Annotated in this window: 16 protein-coding genes, 1 pseudogene and 1 riboswitch; of the genes and pseudogenes, 1 reads left to right on the plus strand and 16 read right to left on the minus strand. The window is 75.7% G+C overall.

Translation table 11 applies throughout. From position 1 onward, the window contains the following. From LO771_RS31465 to LO771_RS24725, 6 genes are all read right to left on the minus strand, one after another. The coding region (locus tag LO771_RS31465; RefSeq protein ID WP_374228235.1) for a transposase at nucleotides 1-101 on the minus strand (101 nt) is incomplete at its 3' end. A gap of 506 nt (nucleotides 102-607) precedes the next feature. Continuing rightward, nucleotides 608-1,978 (minus strand): NtaA/DmoA family FMN-dependent monooxygenase, encoded by a 1,371-nt coding sequence (locus LO771_RS24705; RefSeq protein WP_230746656.1) that lies wholly within the window; start codon nucleotides 1,976-1,978, stop codon nucleotides 608-610. 14 nt (nucleotides 1,979-1,992) lie between these two features. Beyond that, entirely contained in the window at nucleotides 1,993-3,192 is a 1,200-nt protein-coding gene (locus LO771_RS24710; protein WP_230746658.1) for an LLM class flavin-dependent oxidoreductase, read from the minus strand. Between the two features lie 177 nt (nucleotides 3,193-3,369). After that, nucleotides 3,370-4,413: a transporter substrate-binding domain-containing protein gene (locus tag LO771_RS24715; protein ID WP_230746660.1), complete on the minus strand. Its 1,044-nt coding sequence runs from the start codon at nucleotides 4,411-4,413 to the stop codon at nucleotides 3,370-3,372. A gap of 79 nt (nucleotides 4,414-4,492) precedes the next feature. Further along, on the minus strand, nucleotides 4,493-5,284 hold the full coding sequence (locus LO771_RS24720; protein ID WP_230746661.1) for an amino acid ABC transporter ATP-binding protein: 792 nt from the start codon (nucleotides 5,282-5,284) through the stop codon (nucleotides 4,493-4,495). Further along, complete coding sequence (locus LO771_RS24725; protein WP_230746662.1) at nucleotides 5,281-6,261, minus strand: amino acid ABC transporter permease; 981 nt, start codon at nucleotides 6,259-6,261, stop codon at nucleotides 5,281-5,283. The genes LO771_RS24720 and LO771_RS24725 overlap by 4 nt, the downstream gene beginning before the upstream one ends. Before the next feature lie 369 nt (nucleotides 6,262-6,630). Continuing rightward, nucleotides 6,631-6,735, minus strand: a riboswitch (SAM riboswitch). A gap of 573 nt (nucleotides 6,736-7,308) precedes the next feature. On the opposite strand from LO771_RS24725, the gene LO771_RS24730 reads away from it, so the two are divergent. Continuing rightward, entirely contained in the window at nucleotides 7,309-8,511 is a 1,203-nt protein-coding gene (locus tag LO771_RS24730) for an IS110 family transposase (RefSeq protein ID WP_230746663.1), read from the plus strand. 27 nt (nucleotides 8,512-8,538) lie between these two features. Here LO771_RS24730 and LO771_RS24735 read toward each other — a convergent pair. The 10 genes and pseudogenes from LO771_RS24735 to LO771_RS24770 all read right to left on the minus strand — a co-directional run. Next, nucleotides 8,539-9,693 (minus strand): annotated as a pseudogene (locus LO771_RS24735) (homoserine O-acetyltransferase); the annotation flags it as partial. After that, entirely contained in the window at nucleotides 9,690-11,084 is a 1,395-nt protein-coding gene (locus LO771_RS24740) for a bifunctional o-acetylhomoserine/o-acetylserine sulfhydrylase (RefSeq protein ID WP_230746664.1), read from the minus strand. The pseudogene LO771_RS24735 and the gene LO771_RS24740, both read right to left, overlap by 4 nt. Nucleotides 11,085-11,496: 412 nt before the next feature. Further along, complete coding sequence (locus tag LO771_RS24745; RefSeq protein WP_230746665.1) at nucleotides 11,497-12,312, minus strand: carbohydrate ABC transporter permease; 816 nt, start codon at nucleotides 12,310-12,312, stop codon at nucleotides 11,497-11,499. Beyond that, nucleotides 12,309-13,202 carry a carbohydrate ABC transporter permease gene (locus LO771_RS24750; RefSeq protein WP_230746666.1) on the minus strand — a complete coding sequence of 298 codons (894 nt, stop codon included), beginning with the start codon at nucleotides 13,200-13,202 and terminating at the stop codon, nucleotides 12,309-12,311. Before LO771_RS24750 ends, LO771_RS24745 begins: the two co-directional genes overlap by 4 nt. After that, nucleotides 13,177-14,475, minus strand: coding sequence for an ABC transporter substrate-binding protein (locus LO771_RS24755; RefSeq protein WP_230746667.1), 1,299 nt, complete (start codon nucleotides 14,473-14,475; stop codon nucleotides 13,177-13,179). Before LO771_RS24755 ends, LO771_RS24750 begins: the two co-directional genes overlap by 26 nt. A 158-nt stretch (nucleotides 14,476-14,633) precedes the next feature. Then, a complete protein-coding gene (locus LO771_RS24760; RefSeq protein ID WP_230746669.1) occupies nucleotides 14,634-15,749 on the minus strand; it encodes an LLM class flavin-dependent oxidoreductase in 1,116 nt (371 codons plus the stop codon). Between the two features lie 191 nt (nucleotides 15,750-15,940). Continuing rightward, complete coding sequence (locus tag LO771_RS31710; protein ID WP_374228236.1) at nucleotides 15,941-16,015, minus strand: putative leader peptide; 75 nt, start codon at nucleotides 16,013-16,015, stop codon at nucleotides 15,941-15,943. A 239-nt stretch (nucleotides 16,016-16,254) separates the two neighbouring features. Continuing rightward, entirely contained in the window at nucleotides 16,255-16,806 is a 552-nt protein-coding gene (locus LO771_RS24765; RefSeq protein ID WP_230746671.1) for an NAD(P)H-dependent oxidoreductase, read from the minus strand. 251 nt (nucleotides 16,807-17,057) lie between these two features. Next, nucleotides 17,058-17,237 (minus strand): putative leader peptide, encoded by a 180-nt coding sequence (locus LO771_RS31715; RefSeq protein ID WP_374228233.1) that lies wholly within the window; start codon nucleotides 17,235-17,237, stop codon nucleotides 17,058-17,060. 10 nt (nucleotides 17,238-17,247) lie between these two features. Continuing rightward, nucleotides 17,248-17,763 carry a flavin reductase family protein gene (locus tag LO771_RS24770; protein WP_230746672.1) on the minus strand — a complete coding sequence of 172 codons (516 nt, stop codon included), beginning with the start codon at nucleotides 17,761-17,763 and terminating at the stop codon, nucleotides 17,248-17,250. Nucleotides 17,764-17,775 lie beyond the last annotated feature (12 nt).

Here is a 17,775-nt window from a genome sequence, read left to right on the forward strand (position 1 = left end):
TGCCGGTGATCCCGCCACGGACGACCCCGCCCGTCGGCACCCGGCAGCAGCGGCGCGATCCGCTCCCACGCCGCATCCGTCAACTCACCACGACCCACCACAAGATCAATTATCAGACACGGCCTAGGCCCTGTTGGCACCCCTTGTCGTCGTAGCTGTCCGGCACCGGCAGCAGTGTGGCGTCGGCCGCGGTGTCCACAGCGGGCGATCGGGCGCTCCTGGGAGTGATCCGCAGTCGTACAGCCTCATGGGCCGGGTCGGTGCCGTCAGGCAGGTCGAGGCCGACGGCCATGATCTCCTGGGCCAGGATCTCTCCCCTTCGGCAGTGGCCGAAGGGGAGAGGCTCCAGGCCCGGGGGCGTCGCCGCAGGCCCGGCGCGGTGTCCGCCGCCTCCCCGATGTCCCCCGATGTCACTCGACGTACCCCGCGGTACCCCGCTGTGCCGTCGCCGAGGACGCCATGGTGCCCGGAACAGGCCGGTCGGCCGCCCACCGGCACGGGGGGCCCGTGAGCTCCCTCCCGGACCGTGACGGTCTGCATCGCGGTTCTCGGCGGCCTCCTGTTCGTCGCCGCCCGGCGGGGCCTGCCGAAGGCCGGGGGCGGGCCGTCAGGGCGTCGGCCGCTCCCCGGGTTCGGCGGGGCGGTCGATGCCGAGGTGGTCGCGGAGGGTGGAGCCGGTGTAGTCGTGGCGGAAGACCCCGCGCTCCTGGAGCAGGGGGACGACGGTGTCGGCGAACCCGTCCAGGCCGCCGGGGGTGAGGTGCGGGACGAGGATGAAGCCGTCGGCGGCGTCCGCCTGCACCAGCGCGTCGATCGACGCGGCCACCGTCGCCGGGGAGCCGACGAAGGTCTGGCGGTTGCCCGCCTCGATGACCAGGTCCCGGATGGACCAGTTCTTCTGCGCGGCGAGCTCCCGCCACTCGCGGGCGGTGGCCAGCCGGTCGCGGTACATCCGCACCTGGGCGCGGCCCTGGGCGACGGTGTGCTCGCCCGGGTCGGGGTCGATGTCGGGGAGGGGGCCGTCGGGGTCGTAGGCGGACAGGTCGCGGTTCCAGACGAACTCCAGGTGGCGCAGGGCGGTGGCGCCGCTGACCTGCCGGCGGCGCACCTCCCGGGCGGCCTCCTGGGCCTCGGCGTCGGTGTCGCCGAGGACGAAGGTGGCGGCGGGCAGGATGAGCAGCTGGTCGGGGCGGCGTCCGTACCGGGCGAGGCGGCCCTTGACGTCGGCGTAGAACGCCCGCCCCTCCTCGAGGGTGCCGTAGCGGCTGAAGATGGCGTCCGCGCCGGCCGCGGCGAACTCCCGGCCCTCGTCGGAGTCGCCGGCCTGGAAGACGACCGGGCGGCCCTGGGGGCTGCGGGGGGTGTCGAACCGCCCGTGGATGTCGAACTGCTCGCCCCGGTGGACGAACGCCCCGGCGCGGGCGTCGCGCAGGAAGGTCCCGGACACCGGGTCGGCGGCGAGGTCGTCGTCGCGCCAGGAGTCGAAGAGCTCGTTGGCGGTGGCCAGGAACTCCCTGGCGCGGGAGTAGCGCTGCTCCTGCGGGAGGAAGCCGCCGCGGCGGAAGTTCTCGCCGGTGAAGGCGTCCCAGGAGGTGACGACGTTCCAGGCGGAGCGCCCGGCAGAGAGGTGGTCGAGGGCGGCGAACTGGCGGGCGACCTCGTAGGGCTCGTTGAAGGTGGAGTTGATGGTGCCGGTCAGACCGAGGCGGTCGGTGACGGCGGCGAGGGCGGCCAGCACGGTGAAGGTGTCCGGGCGGCCCACCACGTCGAGGTCGTAGATCCTCCCGTTCTGCTCGCGCAGCCGCAGTCCCTCCGCGAGGAAGAGGAAGTCGAACTTGGCGCGCTCCGCGGTGCGGGCGAAGTGGACGAAGGAGTCGAACGCGATGTGGCTGCCGGCCCTGGGGTCGCTCCACACGGTGGTGTTGTTCACGCCGGGGAAGTGGGCGGCGAGGTGGATCTGCTTCACGGGCCTGCTCATGGTCGGGCTCTCCCTCAGGATCGGGCGGCCGCGGCCGCGTAGCGGTTGGCGGGACGGGGCAGGCCGAGCAGTCCGCGCAGGGTGCCGACCCCGTACGCCGTGCGGAAGGCGCCGCGCGACTGGAGCTCGGGCACCAGGCCGCGGGTGACGGCGGGCAGGTCGTGCCCGAGCACCGCGGGGTGCAGCCGGAAGCCGGTCAGTCCGGCGGCGCGCAGGTCCAGCAGCAGGTCGGCGAGTCCGGCCGGGGTGCCGGCGAAGACGGGGATGCCGTCGGCGACGGGTGGCCCGTCCAGGTCGTCGAGGCGGGCGCGCCGGTCCGCGGCCGCGGCGGCGGTCTCGTCCAGGAGGACGGCGAGGTCGCCGAGGACGTGCAGGGGCCCGTCGGCGTCCCGCAGGCCGCGCAGGCGTGCGACGGCGTCGCGGACCCGGTCGGCGTCGTCGGCGGGGACGTGGACCAGGTCGGCGGAGCGGGCGGCCGTCCGGAGGGACGCGGGCCCGTCGAGCGGCACGGCGACAGGGGGCAGGCCCTGCGGCGGACGCGGGGTGATCGAGGGGCCGCGCACCCGGAAGAAGCGGCCCTCGAAGTCGATGTGGTGCAGCTTGTCGCGGTCGACGAAGCGGCCGGTGGCGGCGTCGCGGATCTCCGCGTCGTCCTCCCAGCTGTCCCAGAGGCGGCGCAGCACCTCGACGTAGTCGGCGGCCTCCTCCCACAGCTCCTCGGCCACGGCGGCGGGGCTGTCCGTGGGGGCGGAGGTGCCGGGGGCGGGGAAGGTGCGGCGTCCGAAGTGCGCGGCCTCGTCCGGCCTCGCGGTGACGCGGATGCGCACGCCGGCGCGGCCGTTGCTCACGTGGTCGAGGGTCGCGACCGCCTTGGAGAGGTGGAACGGCTCGGTGTGGGTCGCGGTGACGGTGGGCACCAGGCCGATGTGCCGGGTCAGCGGGGCGACGCGGGCGGCGGTCAGCACCGCGTCGAGGCGTCCGTGGACCCGGTCGGTGCGCCCGTCCGGTCCGTCGGGGCGGGAGGACTGCGGGGCCAGGGCGTCCTCGAAGGTCACGAAGTCGAGCAGTCCGTGCTCGGCCTCGGCCACGAGGTCGGCCCAGTAGCGTGCGGTGAACAGCTCCCGGGGCCGGGAGGCGGGCTCGCGCCAGGCGGCCGGGTGCCATCCGGCCCCGTCCAGCGCGGCGGCCAGGTGGAGGGGGGAGGGAGCGGACACGGGAGGGGCCTTCCTGATCGGCGGGGGCCGCCGTCCCCGGGTCGGGGAACGGCAGCGGGGGCGGGCGGGGGCGGCGAGGACGGGGCGGGAGGGAGGGGTCCGGGGCGGGAGCGGCGGGCCCGGGGCGGGCCCGGGCCCGCCGCTCCGCCGACTTCCCTGAAAATACGTGACGAAATGTCAGGAGTTGTCGAGCGGTAGCCCGGGCGGGTTGACCAGGGACCGGTCGACGCCCTCGTTGGAGAGGTTCCAGGCGGACAGCCACTGCGCGTACTGGCCGTTCTTGATGAGGTGGTCGATCGCGTCCGCGATCGGCCTGGCGAGCCCGCTGTCCTTCTTCGTGGTGGCGGCGATGAGGCCCTGGAGGGTCGCGCCGGCCCCGGAGAAGGTGCCGGCGTTCCGCGTGGGGTGGGCGGTGCCGGCGTCCTGGCGGATGTGGTAGGCGATGTCGGGGTTGGGACCGAAGTAGGCGTCGATCTTCCCGCCGTCCAGCGCGAGCCAGGTGCTGTTGTTGTCGGGGAAGTACTTGACGGTCAGCTGCCTGCCCTCGGCCCTGAGCTTCTCCTGCCAGGTGAGGAGGATCTTCTCCTGGTTGGTGCCGCGGCCGACGGCGACGGTCCGGCCGGCGAGGGCGCGGTAGTCGCCGCGGAAGTCCCAGGTGCTGCTGCGGAGGACCTCGAACCCCAGGTTGTCCTTGCGGTAGGAGGCGAAGTCGTACTTCAGCTTGCGCTGCTCGGTGTCGGTGACGTTGGCGAAGGCGACGTCGGTCCGGCCGCTGTCGAGGCCGACGAACATGTTCTCCCAGGTGGCGTTGGACAGCACCGGCTTGAGGCCGAGGACCGCGGCGACCAGTCGCCCGAGGTCGGGCTCGGAGCCGGTGAGGGTCCGCTGGTCGGTGCCGACGAACGCCAGCGGCGGGAAGCCCGCCGGGAGCGCGCCGACGCCGATGGCGAGGCGGCCGCTGTCGCGCACCTTCTTCGGCAGCTCCGCGCGGATCGACGGCACGGCGGCGACCGTGAGGACGGTCTCCTTGCCGGCGCCGTTGGAGAGGGCGCCGACCGTCACGGTGCCGTCGGACGCGGCGCCGTCGGACGCGGCGGTCACGGAGTCGCCGCCGCCGCAGGCGGCGAGGCCCGTCGCGAGGGAGGCCGCCGCGGTGGCGGTGGCGAGGCCGCGGAGGATCCGGGCGCGGAGCGGGCGGGTGCGGAGACCGGGTCTGGGCATGGCTGTCCTTGTCCTCTGTGAAGGGGTCGGGCGGGAAAGGGGGCGTTCGGCGGGAGGCCGTCGGTGGAGCGGGTCCGGGTCAGAGGACCTTGCTCAGGAACGCGCGGGTGCGCGGGTGCCTCGGGTGGTCGAGGACCTCGGCGGGCGGGCCCTCCTCGAGGATCCGGCCCTCGTCGAGGAAGACGACGCGGTCGGCGACCTCGCGGGCGAAGCCGATCTCGTGGGTGACGATGACGAGGGTGGTGCCGTCCGCGGCCAGGTCCCTGATGACCGACAGCACCTCGCCGACCAGTTCGGGGTCGAGCGCCGAGGTGGGCTCGTCGAAGAGGATGAGGCCGGGCCGGAGGGCGAGCGCCCGGGCGATGGCGACGCGCTGCTGCTGGCCGCCGGAGAGCCGGCGCGGGTACGCGTCGGCGTGGTCGGCGAGGCCGACCCGGGCGAGCAGGCCGCGGGCGAGCTCCCGCGCGCCGTCCCGGTCCAGCTGCCCGGTGGCGGCGGGGGCCGCGGCGACGTTCTCGAGCGCGGTCAGGTGGGGGAAGAGGTTGAAGTTCTGGAAGACGAAGCCGATGCGGCGGCGCTGCTCGAGGATGGCCCGCTCGCTCAGCTCCTTGAAGTGCCCGCGGTGCGGGCGCACACCGATCGGCTCGCCGTTGAGGCTGACGTACCCGGACTCCGGCCGCTCCAGGTGGTTGACGACCCGGAGCAGGGTGGACTTTCCCGAGCCGGAGGGGCCGAGGACGACGGTCACCTCCCCGGGCCGCACCGTGAGGCTCACACCGTCCAGCACCCGCCGGGAGCCGTAGGATTTGTGCACGTCGTGCACCTCTACCGCCGCCGGCCGCACGGGGGCTGCCGCTGCCGTGCCGGTCATGCCGCCGCCTCCTTCCGGAGCCGGGCACCCGCGGCGGCGAACCCGGCCCGCAGCCGCTGCAGCGGCGTCGGCGGCAGGGAGCGCACGGCGCCGCGCGCGTAGTGGCGCTCCACGTAGTACTGGACGACGGAGACGGCGCTGGTCAGGATCACGTACCAGGCGGTGGCGACCAGCAGCAGGGGCACGATGTCGCCGGAGTAGGTGCTGCCGAGGCTCTGCACCGTGCCGAAGACGTCGAGCAGCGAGACGTAGAAGACGAGCGAGGTGCTCTTCACGAGGCCGATCAGCTGGTTGACGTAGGACGGGACGACGGCGCGCAGGGCCTGCGGGAGGACGATGCGGGTGAAGCGGTAGGAGGCCGGCAGGCCGAGCGCGGCGGCGGCCTCGTGCTGGCCCTGGTCGACGGAGAGGACGCCCGCGCGGACCACCTCCGCCGCGTACGCGGCCTCGTTGAGGCTGAGGCCGACGACGGCGACCGCCATGTCGCCGGCCAGCCTCGACTCGTCGAAGGTGGCGAAGGCGGGGCCGAACGGCACGCCCACGCTCAGCACGGGGTACAGCGCGCTGAAGTTGTAGAGGAACAGCAGCACCACGATCAGCGGGACGGAGCGGAACAGCCAGATGTAGCTCCAGCTGACCGCCCGCAGCACCGGGCTCGCGGAGAGCCTGCCCAGGGCGAGCAGGACCCCGCCGAGCAGGCCCAGGACGGCGCTCCAGGCGGTGACCTCCAGGGTGACGCCCAGCCCCTGGAGGACGACCGGCCGGGCGAACCAGTACCCGAAGCGGTCCCACTGGTAGAAGGGGTTGGTGGCCAGGCCGTGTGCGGCCTGGGCGGCGACGACGAGGACGGCGGCGGTGGCCGCCCACCGCCGGGGGTGCCGCAGCGGGACGACGCGCCGCGCGGCGGGGGCGGGAGGGGGCGGCGGGGGCGGCGGCGCCGTGCCGGGGGGCACGACGGTGCCGAGGGATTCGCTCATGGGGGGACTCCGTGGGGACGGTCCGTCAGCATCGGGGGCCGCGCGCAGGGCGCGGGGCGGGGGCGCACCCGGGAGGGGGTGCACCGGTGGGGAGGAAGGGGGCGCCGCCGGGTGCGGGCGCACGGCGCGCCCGCCGGTACGGCGGCCCGTACCGCAGGACGGGTGCCGGCCCTGGCCGGGCGCACCCGGCGGGCCGGGGGCCCGGCGGCGGCGCGGGAGGCGCTAGGAGACGGTGCTACAGAGGGCGCTGCACACGCGCAGCAGGTCGACGCAGCGGTCCAGGTAGGCGTCGACGCGGCCGTGGCGCCGCCGGGCGGCCGTCCCCGGTCCTGCGTCCATCGCTGCCACCGTCACCGTTCTGCCGCAAGGGCGTCGCGCTTACCGAGCCGTCGGTCGGGTCATCACCTGGGGCACCCCGCCGCGGTGGAGGGTTGCCGGCCAGCGAGCCAGGGCTTGTCGCTGACGCTCATGACCGTTGTGGGCCGTACGTTAGGGAGCGGCTCTCCGGCGTGTCAACCCCGCGTCCCGCATGCCGGAACGGACGGAAACCGCTGGTGGGAGAGCGTTCTGACGCCGTTTCCGGACACGGCTGAGGCCCCCGCGGCAGCGTGGGGCCGCGGGGGGGCGCGTGGGGCCGCGGGGGGACGGAGGGCGCGGAGGGAGGGCGGCACCGCGTGGGGCGGGGCGTGCGGCCTCCCCGGCCCGGACGGAGCGGCCAGGGGGCGGCCGGAGCAGGCCGGGCCCGGCCGGCGGGCCCCGGCGCCGCGGCACGGCGGTCACCCCCCGTTATCTTCTTCGCGGTCCCGCAAGGGGACCGCTGGCCTCCGGGCCCGGCATGACTGTTCCCCCCTGTCGATCGGATGACCTGGGGGGTGGTGTCACCGGGCCCGAGAGGCGTCGTTGGAGACGCTGATGAGAGGTCTGACCACCGCCCGGCCAGGCGCAATGCCCGGCCGCACCCGGGCGGCAGGTCTGCATAACGTGGATGCGCGCATACGACGCCAACGCCCTGGCCAGCACCACACGAACCCGGTTCGGGAGGATGGGTTGTACGACATCGACGACGTGGGCGTCTTCCTCGGCCTGGACGTCGGCAAGAGCGCCCACCACGGGCACGGGCTCACCCCGGCCGGCAAGAAGGTCTTCGACAAGCAGCTGCCCAACAGCGAGCCGAAGCTGCGGGCCGTCTTCGACAAGCTGGCCACGAAGTTCGGCACCGTGCTGGTGATCGTGGACCAGCCCGCCTCGATCGGCGCCCTCCCCCTGACGGTCGCCCGGGACGCCGGCTGCAAGGTCGCCTACCTGCCCGGCCTGTCCATGCGGCGGATCGCCGACCTCTACCCGGGCGAGGCGAAGACCGACGCGAAGGACGCCGCGGTGATCGCGGACGCGGCTCGCACGATGCCGCACACCCTGCGCTCGCTGGAGGTGACCGACGAGATCACCGCCGAGCTGACCGTGCTGGTCGGCTTCGACCAGGACCTGGCGGCCGAGGCCACCCGCACCTCCAACCGGATCCGCGGCCTGCTCACCCAGTTCCACCCCAGCCTGGAGCGCGTCCTCGGGCCGCGCCTGGACCACCAGGCCGTGACCTGGCTGCTGGAGCGCTACGGCTCCCCCGCTGCACTGCGAAAGGCCGGTCGCCGCAGACTCATCGAAGCGATCAGGCCCAAGGCCCCGCGCATGGCCGCCCGGCTGATCGACGAGGTCTTCGACGCCCTCGACGAGCAGACCGTCGTGGTCCCGGGCACCGGCACCCTCGACGTCGTGATCCCGTCCCTGGCCCGTTCGCTCGCCGCCGTCCACGAACAGCGCCGGGCCCTGGAAGCACAGATCGGACAGCTGCTCGAGGCCCACCCTCTTTCCGCGGTCCTGACCTCGATTCCGGGGGTCGCGGTCAGGACCGCCGCCACCTTGCTGGTCACCGTCGGCGACGGCACCAGCTTCCCCACCGCCGCCCACCTCGCCTCCTACGCCGGCCTCGCCCCGACGACCAAGTCGTCGGGGACCTCGATCCACGGCGAACACGCACCCAGAGGCGGCAACCGGCAGCTCAAACGGGCCATGTTCCTGTCCGCGTTCGCCGCCTTGCACGACCCCGCCTCCCGCACCTACTACGACCGATGCCGGGCCCGCGGCAAGACCCACACCCAGGCCCTCCTCCGCCTGGCCCGCCACCGCATCAGCGTGCTGTTCGCGATGCTCCGCGACGGCACCTTCTACCAGCCCAGAACCCCACGCCTCGCTTGACGAAAGACATAGAGGCACCCCCCCGCCCAGGAGCTCGCGCACGAGCGCGCCGACCTGCCCGGTCTCGACCAGGAAGCCGTCGTGCCCGTGGGGGGAGTCGACGACGCGCACCGCGTCGGCCCCCGCGATGCCGGCCGCGAGCCGGGCCTGCTGCTCCAGCGGGTACAGGCGGTCGGTGGAGACCCCCGCCACGAGCGTGTCGGCGCGGATCCGGCGCAGCGCGGCCGCCGCGCCGCCGCGGCCGCGGCCGACGTCGTGGCCGTTCATCGCCTCGGTCAGCGCCACGTAGCTGCCGGCGTCGAAGCGCCGGACGAGCTTGTCGGCGTGGTGGTCGAGGTACGACTCCACCCGGTACCGGCCGCCGTCGCGGGGGTCCTCGCCGTCCTGGGGGTGCCGGCCGAACCGGGCCTCCAGTTCGGGTGCGCTGCGGTAGGTGAGCTGGGCGATCCGGCGTGCGAGGCCCAGTCCGGCGTGCGGGCCCTGCCCGGGCGGCGCGTCGTGGTAGTCGCCGCCGCGCCAGCCGGGGTCGGAGCGGACGGCCCGCAGCTGCACGCCGGCCCAGGCGACCTGCTCGGCGCCGGAGGCCGCCGTGGAGGCGAGGAGCAGCAGCCGCCGGACGCGCTCCGGCCGGGACACGGCCCACTCCAGGGCGCGCATCCCGCCCATGGAGCCGCCGGCGACCAGGGCCCAGCGGTCGACGCCGAGGGCGTCGGCGAGCCCGGCCTCGGCCGCCACCTGGTCGCGCTGCGTGAGCCGGGGGAAGGACCCGCCCCACCGCCGCCCGTCGGGGCGGCGGGAGGCGGGACCGGTGCTGCCCTGGCAGCCGCCGACCACGTTGGGCGCCACCACGAACCACCGGTCGGTGTCGAGGGGGAGGCCGGGCCCGACCAGCCCGTCCCACCAGCCGGGGGTGGGGTGGCCGGGGCCGGCCGCGCCGGCGGCGTGGCTGTCGCCGGTGAGGGCGTGCAGCAGGAGGACCGCGTTGGACCGGTCGGGGGCCGGCCGCCCCCAGGTCTCGTAGGCGAGCCGCACGCCGGGCAGCGCGTCGCCGCACTCCAGGGCGAGCGGCCGCTCCCGCACGTACCACCGCCGGCGGCCCGGCGGGTCCCCCTCCTGCCAGGCCCCGGAGGCCGGCGGGAGGGGGCGGAGCGCGCCGGGCGCGGCGGCGGGGGCGGCGTTCAGGACGCGCCCTTCGCCGCGCGGAAGCCGGCCTCCAGGTCGGCCCTGAGGTCGGCGAGGTTCTCGATGCCGACGGACAGGCGCACCAGTCCGGGCGCGGTGCCGGTCGCGGCCAGCTGCTCGGCGTCGAGCTGGCTGTGGGTGGTGGACGCCGGGTGGATGATGAGGCTGCGCACGTCGCCGATGTTGGCGAGGTGGCTGAAGAGCTCCACGGCGTCCACGAACCGCCGGCCCGCCTCGACGCCGTCGCGCAGCTCGAAGGAGAGCACCGCGCCGGCGCCGCGCGGCAGGTAGCGGCGGGCCGCCCCGTACCAGCGGCTGGAGGGCAGGCCCGGGTAGTGGACCGCGGCGACCTCGTCGCGCTGCTCCAGCCACTCGGCGAGCGCCTGGGCGTTGGCCGTGTGGCGCTCCAGGCGCAGGCTGAGCGTATCGACGCCCTGGAGCAGCAGGAAGGCGGAGTGGGGGGCGATGGCGGGGCCGAGGTCGCGCAGCAGCTGCACCCGCAGCTTGGCGGCGTAGGCGCCGGGGCCGAGGGCGGGCCAGTACCGCAGGCCGTGGTAGCTGGGGTCGGGCTCGCTGAAGTCGGGGAAGCGGTCGGGGTGGGCGCCGAAGTCGAAGGTGCCGGCGTCGACCACGACGCCGCCGATGGTGGTGCCGTGGCCGCCGAGGAACTTCGTCGCCGAGTGGACGACGACGTCGGCGCCGTGCTCGGCCGGCCGCAGCAGGTAGGGCGTGGGCACGGTGTTGTCGACGACGAGCGGGACGCCGGCGGCGTGGGCGACGTCGGCCACGCCCCGCACGTCCAGGACGTTGCCGCGGGGGTTGCCCAGCGTCTCGGCGAACAGGGCCTTGGTGCGGGGGCGGACGGCGGCCCGCCAGGCGTCGAGGTCGTCGGGGTCCTCGACGAAGGACACCTCGATGCCGAACCTGGGGAGCGTGTGGCGCAGGAGGTTGTACGTGCCGCCGTACAGGGAGGCGCTGGAGACGACGTGGTCGCCCGCGCGGGCCAGGTTTAGGAGGGCGAGGGTCTCCGCGGCCTGGCCGGAGGCGAGTGCCACCGCGGCGACGCCGCCCTCCAGGGAGGCGATGCGCTGCTCGAGGACGTCCTGGGTGGGGTTGTGGATGCGGGTGTAGATGTTGCCGGGCTCGGCGAGGGAGAAGAGGTCGGCGGCGTGGCGGGTGTCGCGGAAGACGAACGACGTCGTCTGGTAGATCGGGACGGCCCGTGCGCCGGTCGCCGGGTCGGGGGCGGCGCCGGCGTGGACCTGCCGGGTCTCGAAGGACCAGCCGGGGGCGGCGTCGGCCGCGCGGGGGGTCTCGGCGGTGTCCGGGGCGGCGGTGTCCGGAGCGGCGGCAGCGGTGGTGTCGGCAGCGGTGTCGGGGGTCTGGCTCATGGCTCTCTCCGGGACGGTGGGCGCGGCACGGCGCGGAGGGGCGGCCGCGTACGGGGGTACGGGGGCGTGCGCCGCGTACGCCACGGGCAGGCGGGCACGGCGGGGCGCGCGCCGGACGGGCGCGGCGGAGACGGGGTGCGGGATGCGCGGCCCGGCCGCCGTGGCGGGCGGTCAGGGGCGGGGCGCCGAGGTCAGCGGGCGGCGGGACAGCCCGTGCTGGTGACGCGGCCGTAGTCCACGTGGCGGCGGGTCACGAGGGGCGTCATGGTCCCAGGGAACCACAGCCGCGGTTCCGGTACCAGCGGTTCGGTGCATCCGCCGCCCCCGCGCCGCGGCCCGGCGGCGCAACCGGACGGCAGGCGCGGTGACGGGCCGTCGGGTACGCGGTCGCCGGAGGCCGCAGGGCGGCCGGTCACCCGCGCACCGCCCCGGCGGTGAGCCCCGCGACGAAGTGCCGCTGGAGGAGGACGTACGCCGCCACGACGGGCAGGGAGGACACGGCCACGCCGGCGAAGAGCACCGGGTAGTCGGTGAGGAACTCCCCCTGGAAGTCCAGCAGCGCCAGCGGGAGCGTGCGCGCCCCCGGCGTGCGGACGAACAGCAGCGGATACAGCAGGTCGTTCCAGTCCATGACGCACAGGAAGACCGCCGTCGTGGCGAGCGCGGGACGCGACAGGGGCAGGGCCACGGAGACCAGCGACCGCACCGGTCCCGCCCCGTCCAGCGCGGCGGCCTCGTACAGCTCCCCGGGGACGCCGCGCAGGAAGCCGCCCAGGAGGAACACGGCCGTGGGCAGCGTCGCCACGGTGTCGGCCAGGACGAGGCCCGTGAGGCTGTCGGTGAGCCCCAGCCGGTCGAAGAGGACGTACTGGGGGACGACCGCCGCCTGCGCGGGCACGGCGAGGCCGGCCACGAGGACCGCGAAGACCGCCCAGGAGGCGCGGCCGGGGACCCGCGCGCAGAAGAACGCGGCGGGGACGGCGAGTGCGAGGGTGAGCAGCACCGCTCCCCCGGTGACGGCCAGGCTGTGGGCGAAGGCGGGTCCGAGGCCGCCCTCCCCCACCGCCCGGCGGTAGTTGTCCAGCGTCGGGTGGAGCGGTGGGGCGAGCGGGTGCGCGAAGAGCTGCGGCAGGGTCTTGAGGGCGCCGAAGCCCACCACGAGCAGCGGCAGCACGACGGCGGCCGCGGCGGCGGCGAGGCAGGCGGCGCGCAGGGCCCGGGACGTCACGGCTGTCCCCCTCCCAGCGCGCGGCGCTGAACCCACGTCAGCAGCAGGACGAAGGCCATGAAGACCAGGGACTCGGCGGCCGCGTACCCGAAGCGGTCGTCGGAGAAGGTGGTGTAGATGCGGGTGGAGAGCAGGTCGAGGCCGGGGCCCGGCGGGTTGCCGCCGAGGCCGAGCACCAGGTCGAAGGCCTTGAAGGACTGGACGGTGGTGTAGGCGGCGACGATCGCCGCCGCGGGCGCCAGCAGGGGCCAGGTGACGTGGCGGAAGCGGGCCAGGCGGCCGGCGCCGTCCAGGGCCGCCGCCTCGTGGTACTCGCGCGGGATCGCCTGGAGGCCGGCGACGAAGACGACCGTCATCTGGCCCGCGTGGAACCACACCTGGGTGAGGGCGAGCCAGTAGACCGCGTGCCCGGGGTCGCCGAGGTACAGCGGCTGCACGCCGCCCAGGCCGACTGCGCGCAGCGCCGTGTCCAGCAGGCCGCCGCCGGGCTCGTACACGAAGCGCCACACGAAGGCGACGGAGACCGAGGACAGCACGGCGGGCAGGAAGAACAGGGCCCTCAGCAGCACCGACATCGGGGTGGTGCGGACCAGCAGCAGCGCCAGCAGCAGCGCCAGCGCGGTCTGGACGAGCACCACGGCCGCGGTCAGCCGGAAGGTGTTGGCGGCCGCGTGGTGGAAGAGGTCGTCGCCGGTGGCGAGACGGACGAGGTTCGCCGGGCCGATGTCGCGGTAGGAGGCGCTGTAGCCGTCCCAGTCGGTGAGCGCGTACCGGAAGGACTGGAGCACCGGGTACAGGAAGAGGAACCCGGACAGGGCGAGGGCCGGCAGCGGGAAGAGCCAGACCAGCCCCGGCCGGCGCCGGTCACGCCCGCTTCTGGTCGATGACACGCTGGGCCTCCTCCGCCGCCTGGTGGGGGTCGGTGCCGCGGACCACCGCCACCGTGGCGTTCTCCACGGCGCTGCGGATGTCCAGGTCGAGGAACTGGAAGCGGGGCGCCAGGAGGGTCCGGCGGGTGAGCCAGGGGGCGAGCGCCTTCAGGTCGGGGTTGGTGTACTCGACGCCGGCGACGGTGACGTGCTGGCCGGTGCCGTCCGCGTAGGCGGCGGCGTTGCGCGGCTCGCTGAGGAACTCCAGGAGGGCGTAGGCGGCGGGCTGCACGGAGGAGGCGTTGTTGACGCCCAGGATGAAGGTGGCGTTGAACACGCCCTCGTACCGGGCCCGGCCGGCGGCGGTGGTGATCGGCGCGACCAGGTCGACCGGGAAGCGGGCGCCGAGGGCCCGCGCCGCTGCTGTCTGGAAGGAGCCGGTGGCCAGCAGCCCGGCCCGGCCCTGGGCGAACAGCCTCAGGGTGGCGTCGGCGTCGGAGGCGGCGGCCCGGGGCTGGAGGTAGGGGCGCAGCTGCGCGTACTGGCGCAGGGTGGTGAGGAACCAGTCGTCGGTGACGCGGTGACGGCCGGTCTCGATGCCGGCGAAGGCGTCCGGCTCGGGCAGGTTGTTCATCACCATGGTGTTGAGGAGCTGTCCGGCGTTCGCGGCGTCGCCGCCGGGCCAGGCCAGCGGGGTGTACCCCTTGGCCTTCAGGTCGTCGAGGAGCTGGAGGAACCCGTCCCAGTCGCGCGGCGCGGCGGTGTGCCCGGCCCGGTCGAGGGCGTCGGTGTTGGCGAGCGGGGTGTTGAAGACCAGCTGGTAGGGCAGCCCGTACTGCACCCCGCCCTGGGCGCCGGGCGCGGTCAGGGCGTCCTGGTAGCGGCGCAGGACGGGGGTGCCGGTCAGCGGGGCGTACACGCCCGCCTTCACCAGCTGCTGGAACTGGGCGCCGCGGAAGGCGGTGAAGAGGTCGCCGGAGCGGGCGCCGCGGATGCGCCGCAGGGCGGTGGACTGGTAGTCGGCGGAGGGCGTGACGTCCTGGCGGACGTCCGTGCCGGGGTGGAGGCGGGAGAAGGCCGCGGTGAGGCGGGCGAGGACCGCCTTGTCCTCGGCGCGCCAGTGGGCGAAGGAGACGGTGCCCTTCACCGGGCCGGAGGTGGCGGGGCCGGAGGAGGGGTCGGCTGCGCGCGGGGCGTCCGGTCCGCCGCCGGGTCCGGCGCAGGCCGCGGCGGTGAGAGCGAGTCCGGTGCCGGCGAGCAGGCGCAGGGCGGACCTGCGGTCGAGGGCGTTCATGGTGGTGTGGGTCCTTTCACGGAGGGGCGGGGATCGGGCGGGGTCGGAGGCTGGGGCAGGGCCGCGGATGCGGGCGTGCGGAACCGCGCCGGGTGCCCGGGGCGGTCCGGCGGGGCCGCGGCGGAGGAGCGGCGGAGGAGGGGCGGAGGGGCCGCGGGTCAGGCGGTGGCGTGGGCGGGGACGTCGGCGAGCAGGCCGCGGGCCGCCAGGACCGGGCGGACGCACTCGCCGAAGCGGACGGCCTCCTCCAGGTGCGGCTGACCGGAGAGGATGACGTGCTCGATGCCCAGGGCCGCGTACTCCGCGATGCGGTCGGCGACCTGCTCGTGGCTGCCGACGAGCGCCGTCCCGGCCCCGGGCCGGACCAGGCCGAACCCGGCCCACAGGTTCGGGTGGACCTCCAGCCGGTCGGTGCTGCCGCCGCTCAGGGCGGCCATGGCGCGCTGGCCGGCGGACTCCGAGGAGCGGAAGCGGGCGTGGGCGGCGGCGATGTCGGCGGGGTCCAGCGCGGCGAGCAGCCGGTCGGCCTCGGCCCACGCCTCGTCGGCGGTGTCGCGGGTGATGACGTGCAGGCGGATCCCGAAGGACGGGGAGCGGCCCAGGCGGGCCGCCGCCTCCCGGACGGCCGAGATCTTCGCGGCCACGGCGGCGGGCGGCTCCCCCCAGGTGAGGTAGGTGTCGGCGTGGCGGGCCGCGACGGGCAGGGCGGCGGCGGAGGAGCCGCCGAAGAACACCGGCGGTGCCTCGGCCGGCGGCCGGCGCAGGCGGCCCGCCGCGACCCGGTAGTGCGCGCCGTCGAAGTCGTAGGGCTCGCCGGTCCAGGCCCGGCGCAGGAGGGTGAGGAACTCGTCGGTGCGGGCGTAGCGGGCGTCGTGGTCGAGCCAGTCGCCGTAGGCGCGCTGCTCGTCGGCGTCGCTGCCGGTGACGACGTTCAGCAGCAGACGGCCCCCGGACAGCCGCTGGTGGGTCGCGGCCATCTGCGCGGCCAGCGGCGGCGCGACGGTCCCGGGCCGGAAGGCGATGAGGAACTTCAGCCGGGTCGTGCGGGAGGCGAGGGCGGCGGTGGTGAGCCAGGCGTCCTCGCAGTCGCTGCCGGTGGGGGTGAGCACGGCCTCGAACCCGGCGGACTCGGCGGCCAGGGCGACCTGGGTGAGGTAGTCGAGGCTCGGCGGACGGGAGGTGGTGCGCGACTGGAGGGAGTCGCGGGAGGTGACGCCGACGACGGAGCGGTCGTCGCCGGTGGTGGGCAGGAACCAGTGCAGGCGCACGGCCATGGGGGCTCGCAATCCTGGAGGGGGGCGCCGTGGCGGCGCGCGCGGCGGGCCGGGCACGGCGGTGGGCGTGCCGGGGCTGCGTGCGGCGGGGCGGCGGAGGGTGCGGGGGGCCGGTCCCTGGCGGGGCGCCGGCAGAAGGAGACGCGCGGGGAAGGAGACGCGCGGAGGGGACGCGGAGTCGTGCCGCGGGGTCAGCTACAGAGCGCCGCTGCGACCCGGAGCAGGTCGACGTGCGGGCGCCTGACAAGCGCGACGGGGTGTCCCATGGGCCGGGACTATACACACGATCAGGTCGCGGGTGAACGCGTGATCGACATGTGGGACGGGTGGCCGACCGGACGTCACTCTGCCTTCCTGGAACGGGAGGACGGGACCCACGGCCCGCACCGGGGCCGGGCTGCGTCGGACAGGGCCGGACCGCGGCGGGGCGTGCGGGAGGAAACGGCAGCGCGGCCCCACCGGGACGTCGGGAGCGGCCGGGAACCCGGAGGAGAGCCGCGTCCGGTCATTCGGCCCAGGCGGCGAGCGGACTCACCGGGAGGGACTGGATGAACTCGTCCACGGCCTGGAAGAGACGCAGCTCCGCCCCGGGCTCGAGGAGCGCCGCGCCCTCCGCGCCGGCGGGCCCGACGGCGCCGTCGGGCAGGAAGCAGCCGGCGACGACGTGGCGGGCGCCCAGGGCGGCCAGGACGGGGCGGAGCGCGTAGTCCAGGGCGAGGGAGTCCTCCGGCCCGGCACCGGTCGCCAGCGGCAGGACCGTCTTGCCCGCGAGGGCGCCCAGGGGCAGGACGTCCAGGAACGCCTTGAGGAGCCCGGTGTAGGACGAGGCGTGCACGGCGCTGGCGATGATGAGTCCGCGGGCGGCGGCGACGCGGGCCGTCGCCTCCTCCAGCGCAGGCCCCTCCGCGCCGAGCAGCTGGTCGGGCGGCAGCCGGCGGAGGTCGAGGTGCTCGACGTCGAAGCCGGTGAGCGACAGGCGCACGGCGATGTGCTCGGCGACCAGCGCGGTCGGCACGGCGGCCGGTCGGCTGCCCGACAGAACGAGGAGCGAGGTCACAGGGAGGTCTCCTGGGAAGTGGGGGGAGGCATCGCGGCACGGAACGGCCGACCGGACGCGGCGGACACGGCGGGCGGTGCAGGCGCGGTGGGCGGCGCGGGCGCGGCGGGCGGGACCGGCACCGGCACCGGCGCCGGGCAACGCTCGCACGGACGGGACGCGGAGCACGGGGCACGGAACGGCACCGGTGACCGGCCGTCAGCAACGGTGTCGGCCGCGGCTCCCGGCGGCCGCCGGGGCCGCCGTACCGGTCAGCGAGCGCAGGGACAGAGCGCGCCGGCCTGACGGCACAGGTCGACGTGCAGGCGCGCGGCGAGGTCCTCGGACTGGCTCACGGGAGAAGGGTGGCAGCCCCGCCGGGGGGCGTCAACGCGCCCCCGCGCTCCCCCGCGATCCGGCGGGCGCGGTCGTCCTCCAGGCGGCCGGGGCACGGCGCGGGCCTCACCCCTCCCGGTCCGGCAGGGCGGCGAAGGTGCCGAAACCGCCGTCGTGGTGGATGAGCGGGGCGGCGTCGGCCGGTCCGCCCGCGTCCAGGACCCGGCCGACCACGAGGAGGTGGTCGCCGACCTCCCGGATCAGCTCCGGCCGGGCGGTGAGCCAGGCCGGCACCCCGGCGAGCAGCGGGACGCCGCCCGCGGCGGGCGTCCAGTCCACCCCGGCGAACCGGTCCGCCCCGCTGCGGGCGAAGGCGCGGGCGAGGTCCTCCTGACCGGCTCCCAGCACGTGCACGGCGAAGACCTCGGCCGTGCGGACGGCCGGGGCGGTCGAGGCGGTCGAGGAGAGGCAGAAGGAGACCAGGGCCGGCTCCAGGGAGACGGAGGTGAAGGAGGTGGCGGTGAAGCCCGCCGGTCCGGGGACGGTCACCACGGTCACACCGGAGGCGTGGCGGCGCAGGGTGCGGCGCAGCAGCTCGGACGGGGGCGCCCAGGCGGGTGCGAGGTCGGGAGCGGCGGTCATCGTGTCGGGGTC

This window comes from Streptacidiphilus sp. ASG 303 (assembly GCF_020991365.1).
Lineage (GTDB): Bacteria > Actinomycetota > Actinomycetes > Streptomycetales > Streptomycetaceae > Peterkaempfera.

Bases quoted from the DNA above. Each gene is read 5' to 3' on its own strand.
- LO771_RS24705 (WP_230746656.1), bottom strand. From the start codon at position 1,978: ATGAGCAGGCCCGTGAAGCAGATCCACCTCGCCGCCCACTTCCCCGGC.
- LO771_RS24715 (WP_230746660.1), bottom strand. From the start codon at position 4,413: ATGCCCAGACCCGGTCTCCGCACCCGCCCGCTCCGCGCCCGGATCCTC.
- LO771_RS24720 (WP_230746661.1), bottom strand. From the start codon at position 5,284: ATGACCGGCACGGCAGCGGCAGCCCCCGTGCGGCCGGCGGCGGTAGAG.
- LO771_RS24725 (WP_230746662.1), bottom strand. From the start codon at position 6,261: ATGAGCGAATCCCTCGGCACCGTCGTGCCCCCCGGCACGGCGCCGCCG.
- LO771_RS24740 (WP_230746664.1), bottom strand. From the start codon at position 11,084: ATGAGCCAGACCCCCGACACCGCTGCCGACACCACCGCTGCCGCCGCT.
- LO771_RS24755 (WP_230746667.1), bottom strand. From the start codon at position 14,475: ATGAACGCCCTCGACCGCAGGTCCGCCCTGCGCCTGCTCGCCGGCACC.
- LO771_RS24760 (WP_230746669.1), bottom strand. From the start codon at position 15,749: ATGGCCGTGCGCCTGCACTGGTTCCTGCCCACCACCGGCGACGACCGC.
- LO771_RS24770 (WP_230746672.1), bottom strand. From the start codon at position 17,763: ATGACCGCCGCTCCCGACCTCGCACCCGCCTGGGCGCCCCCGTCCGAG.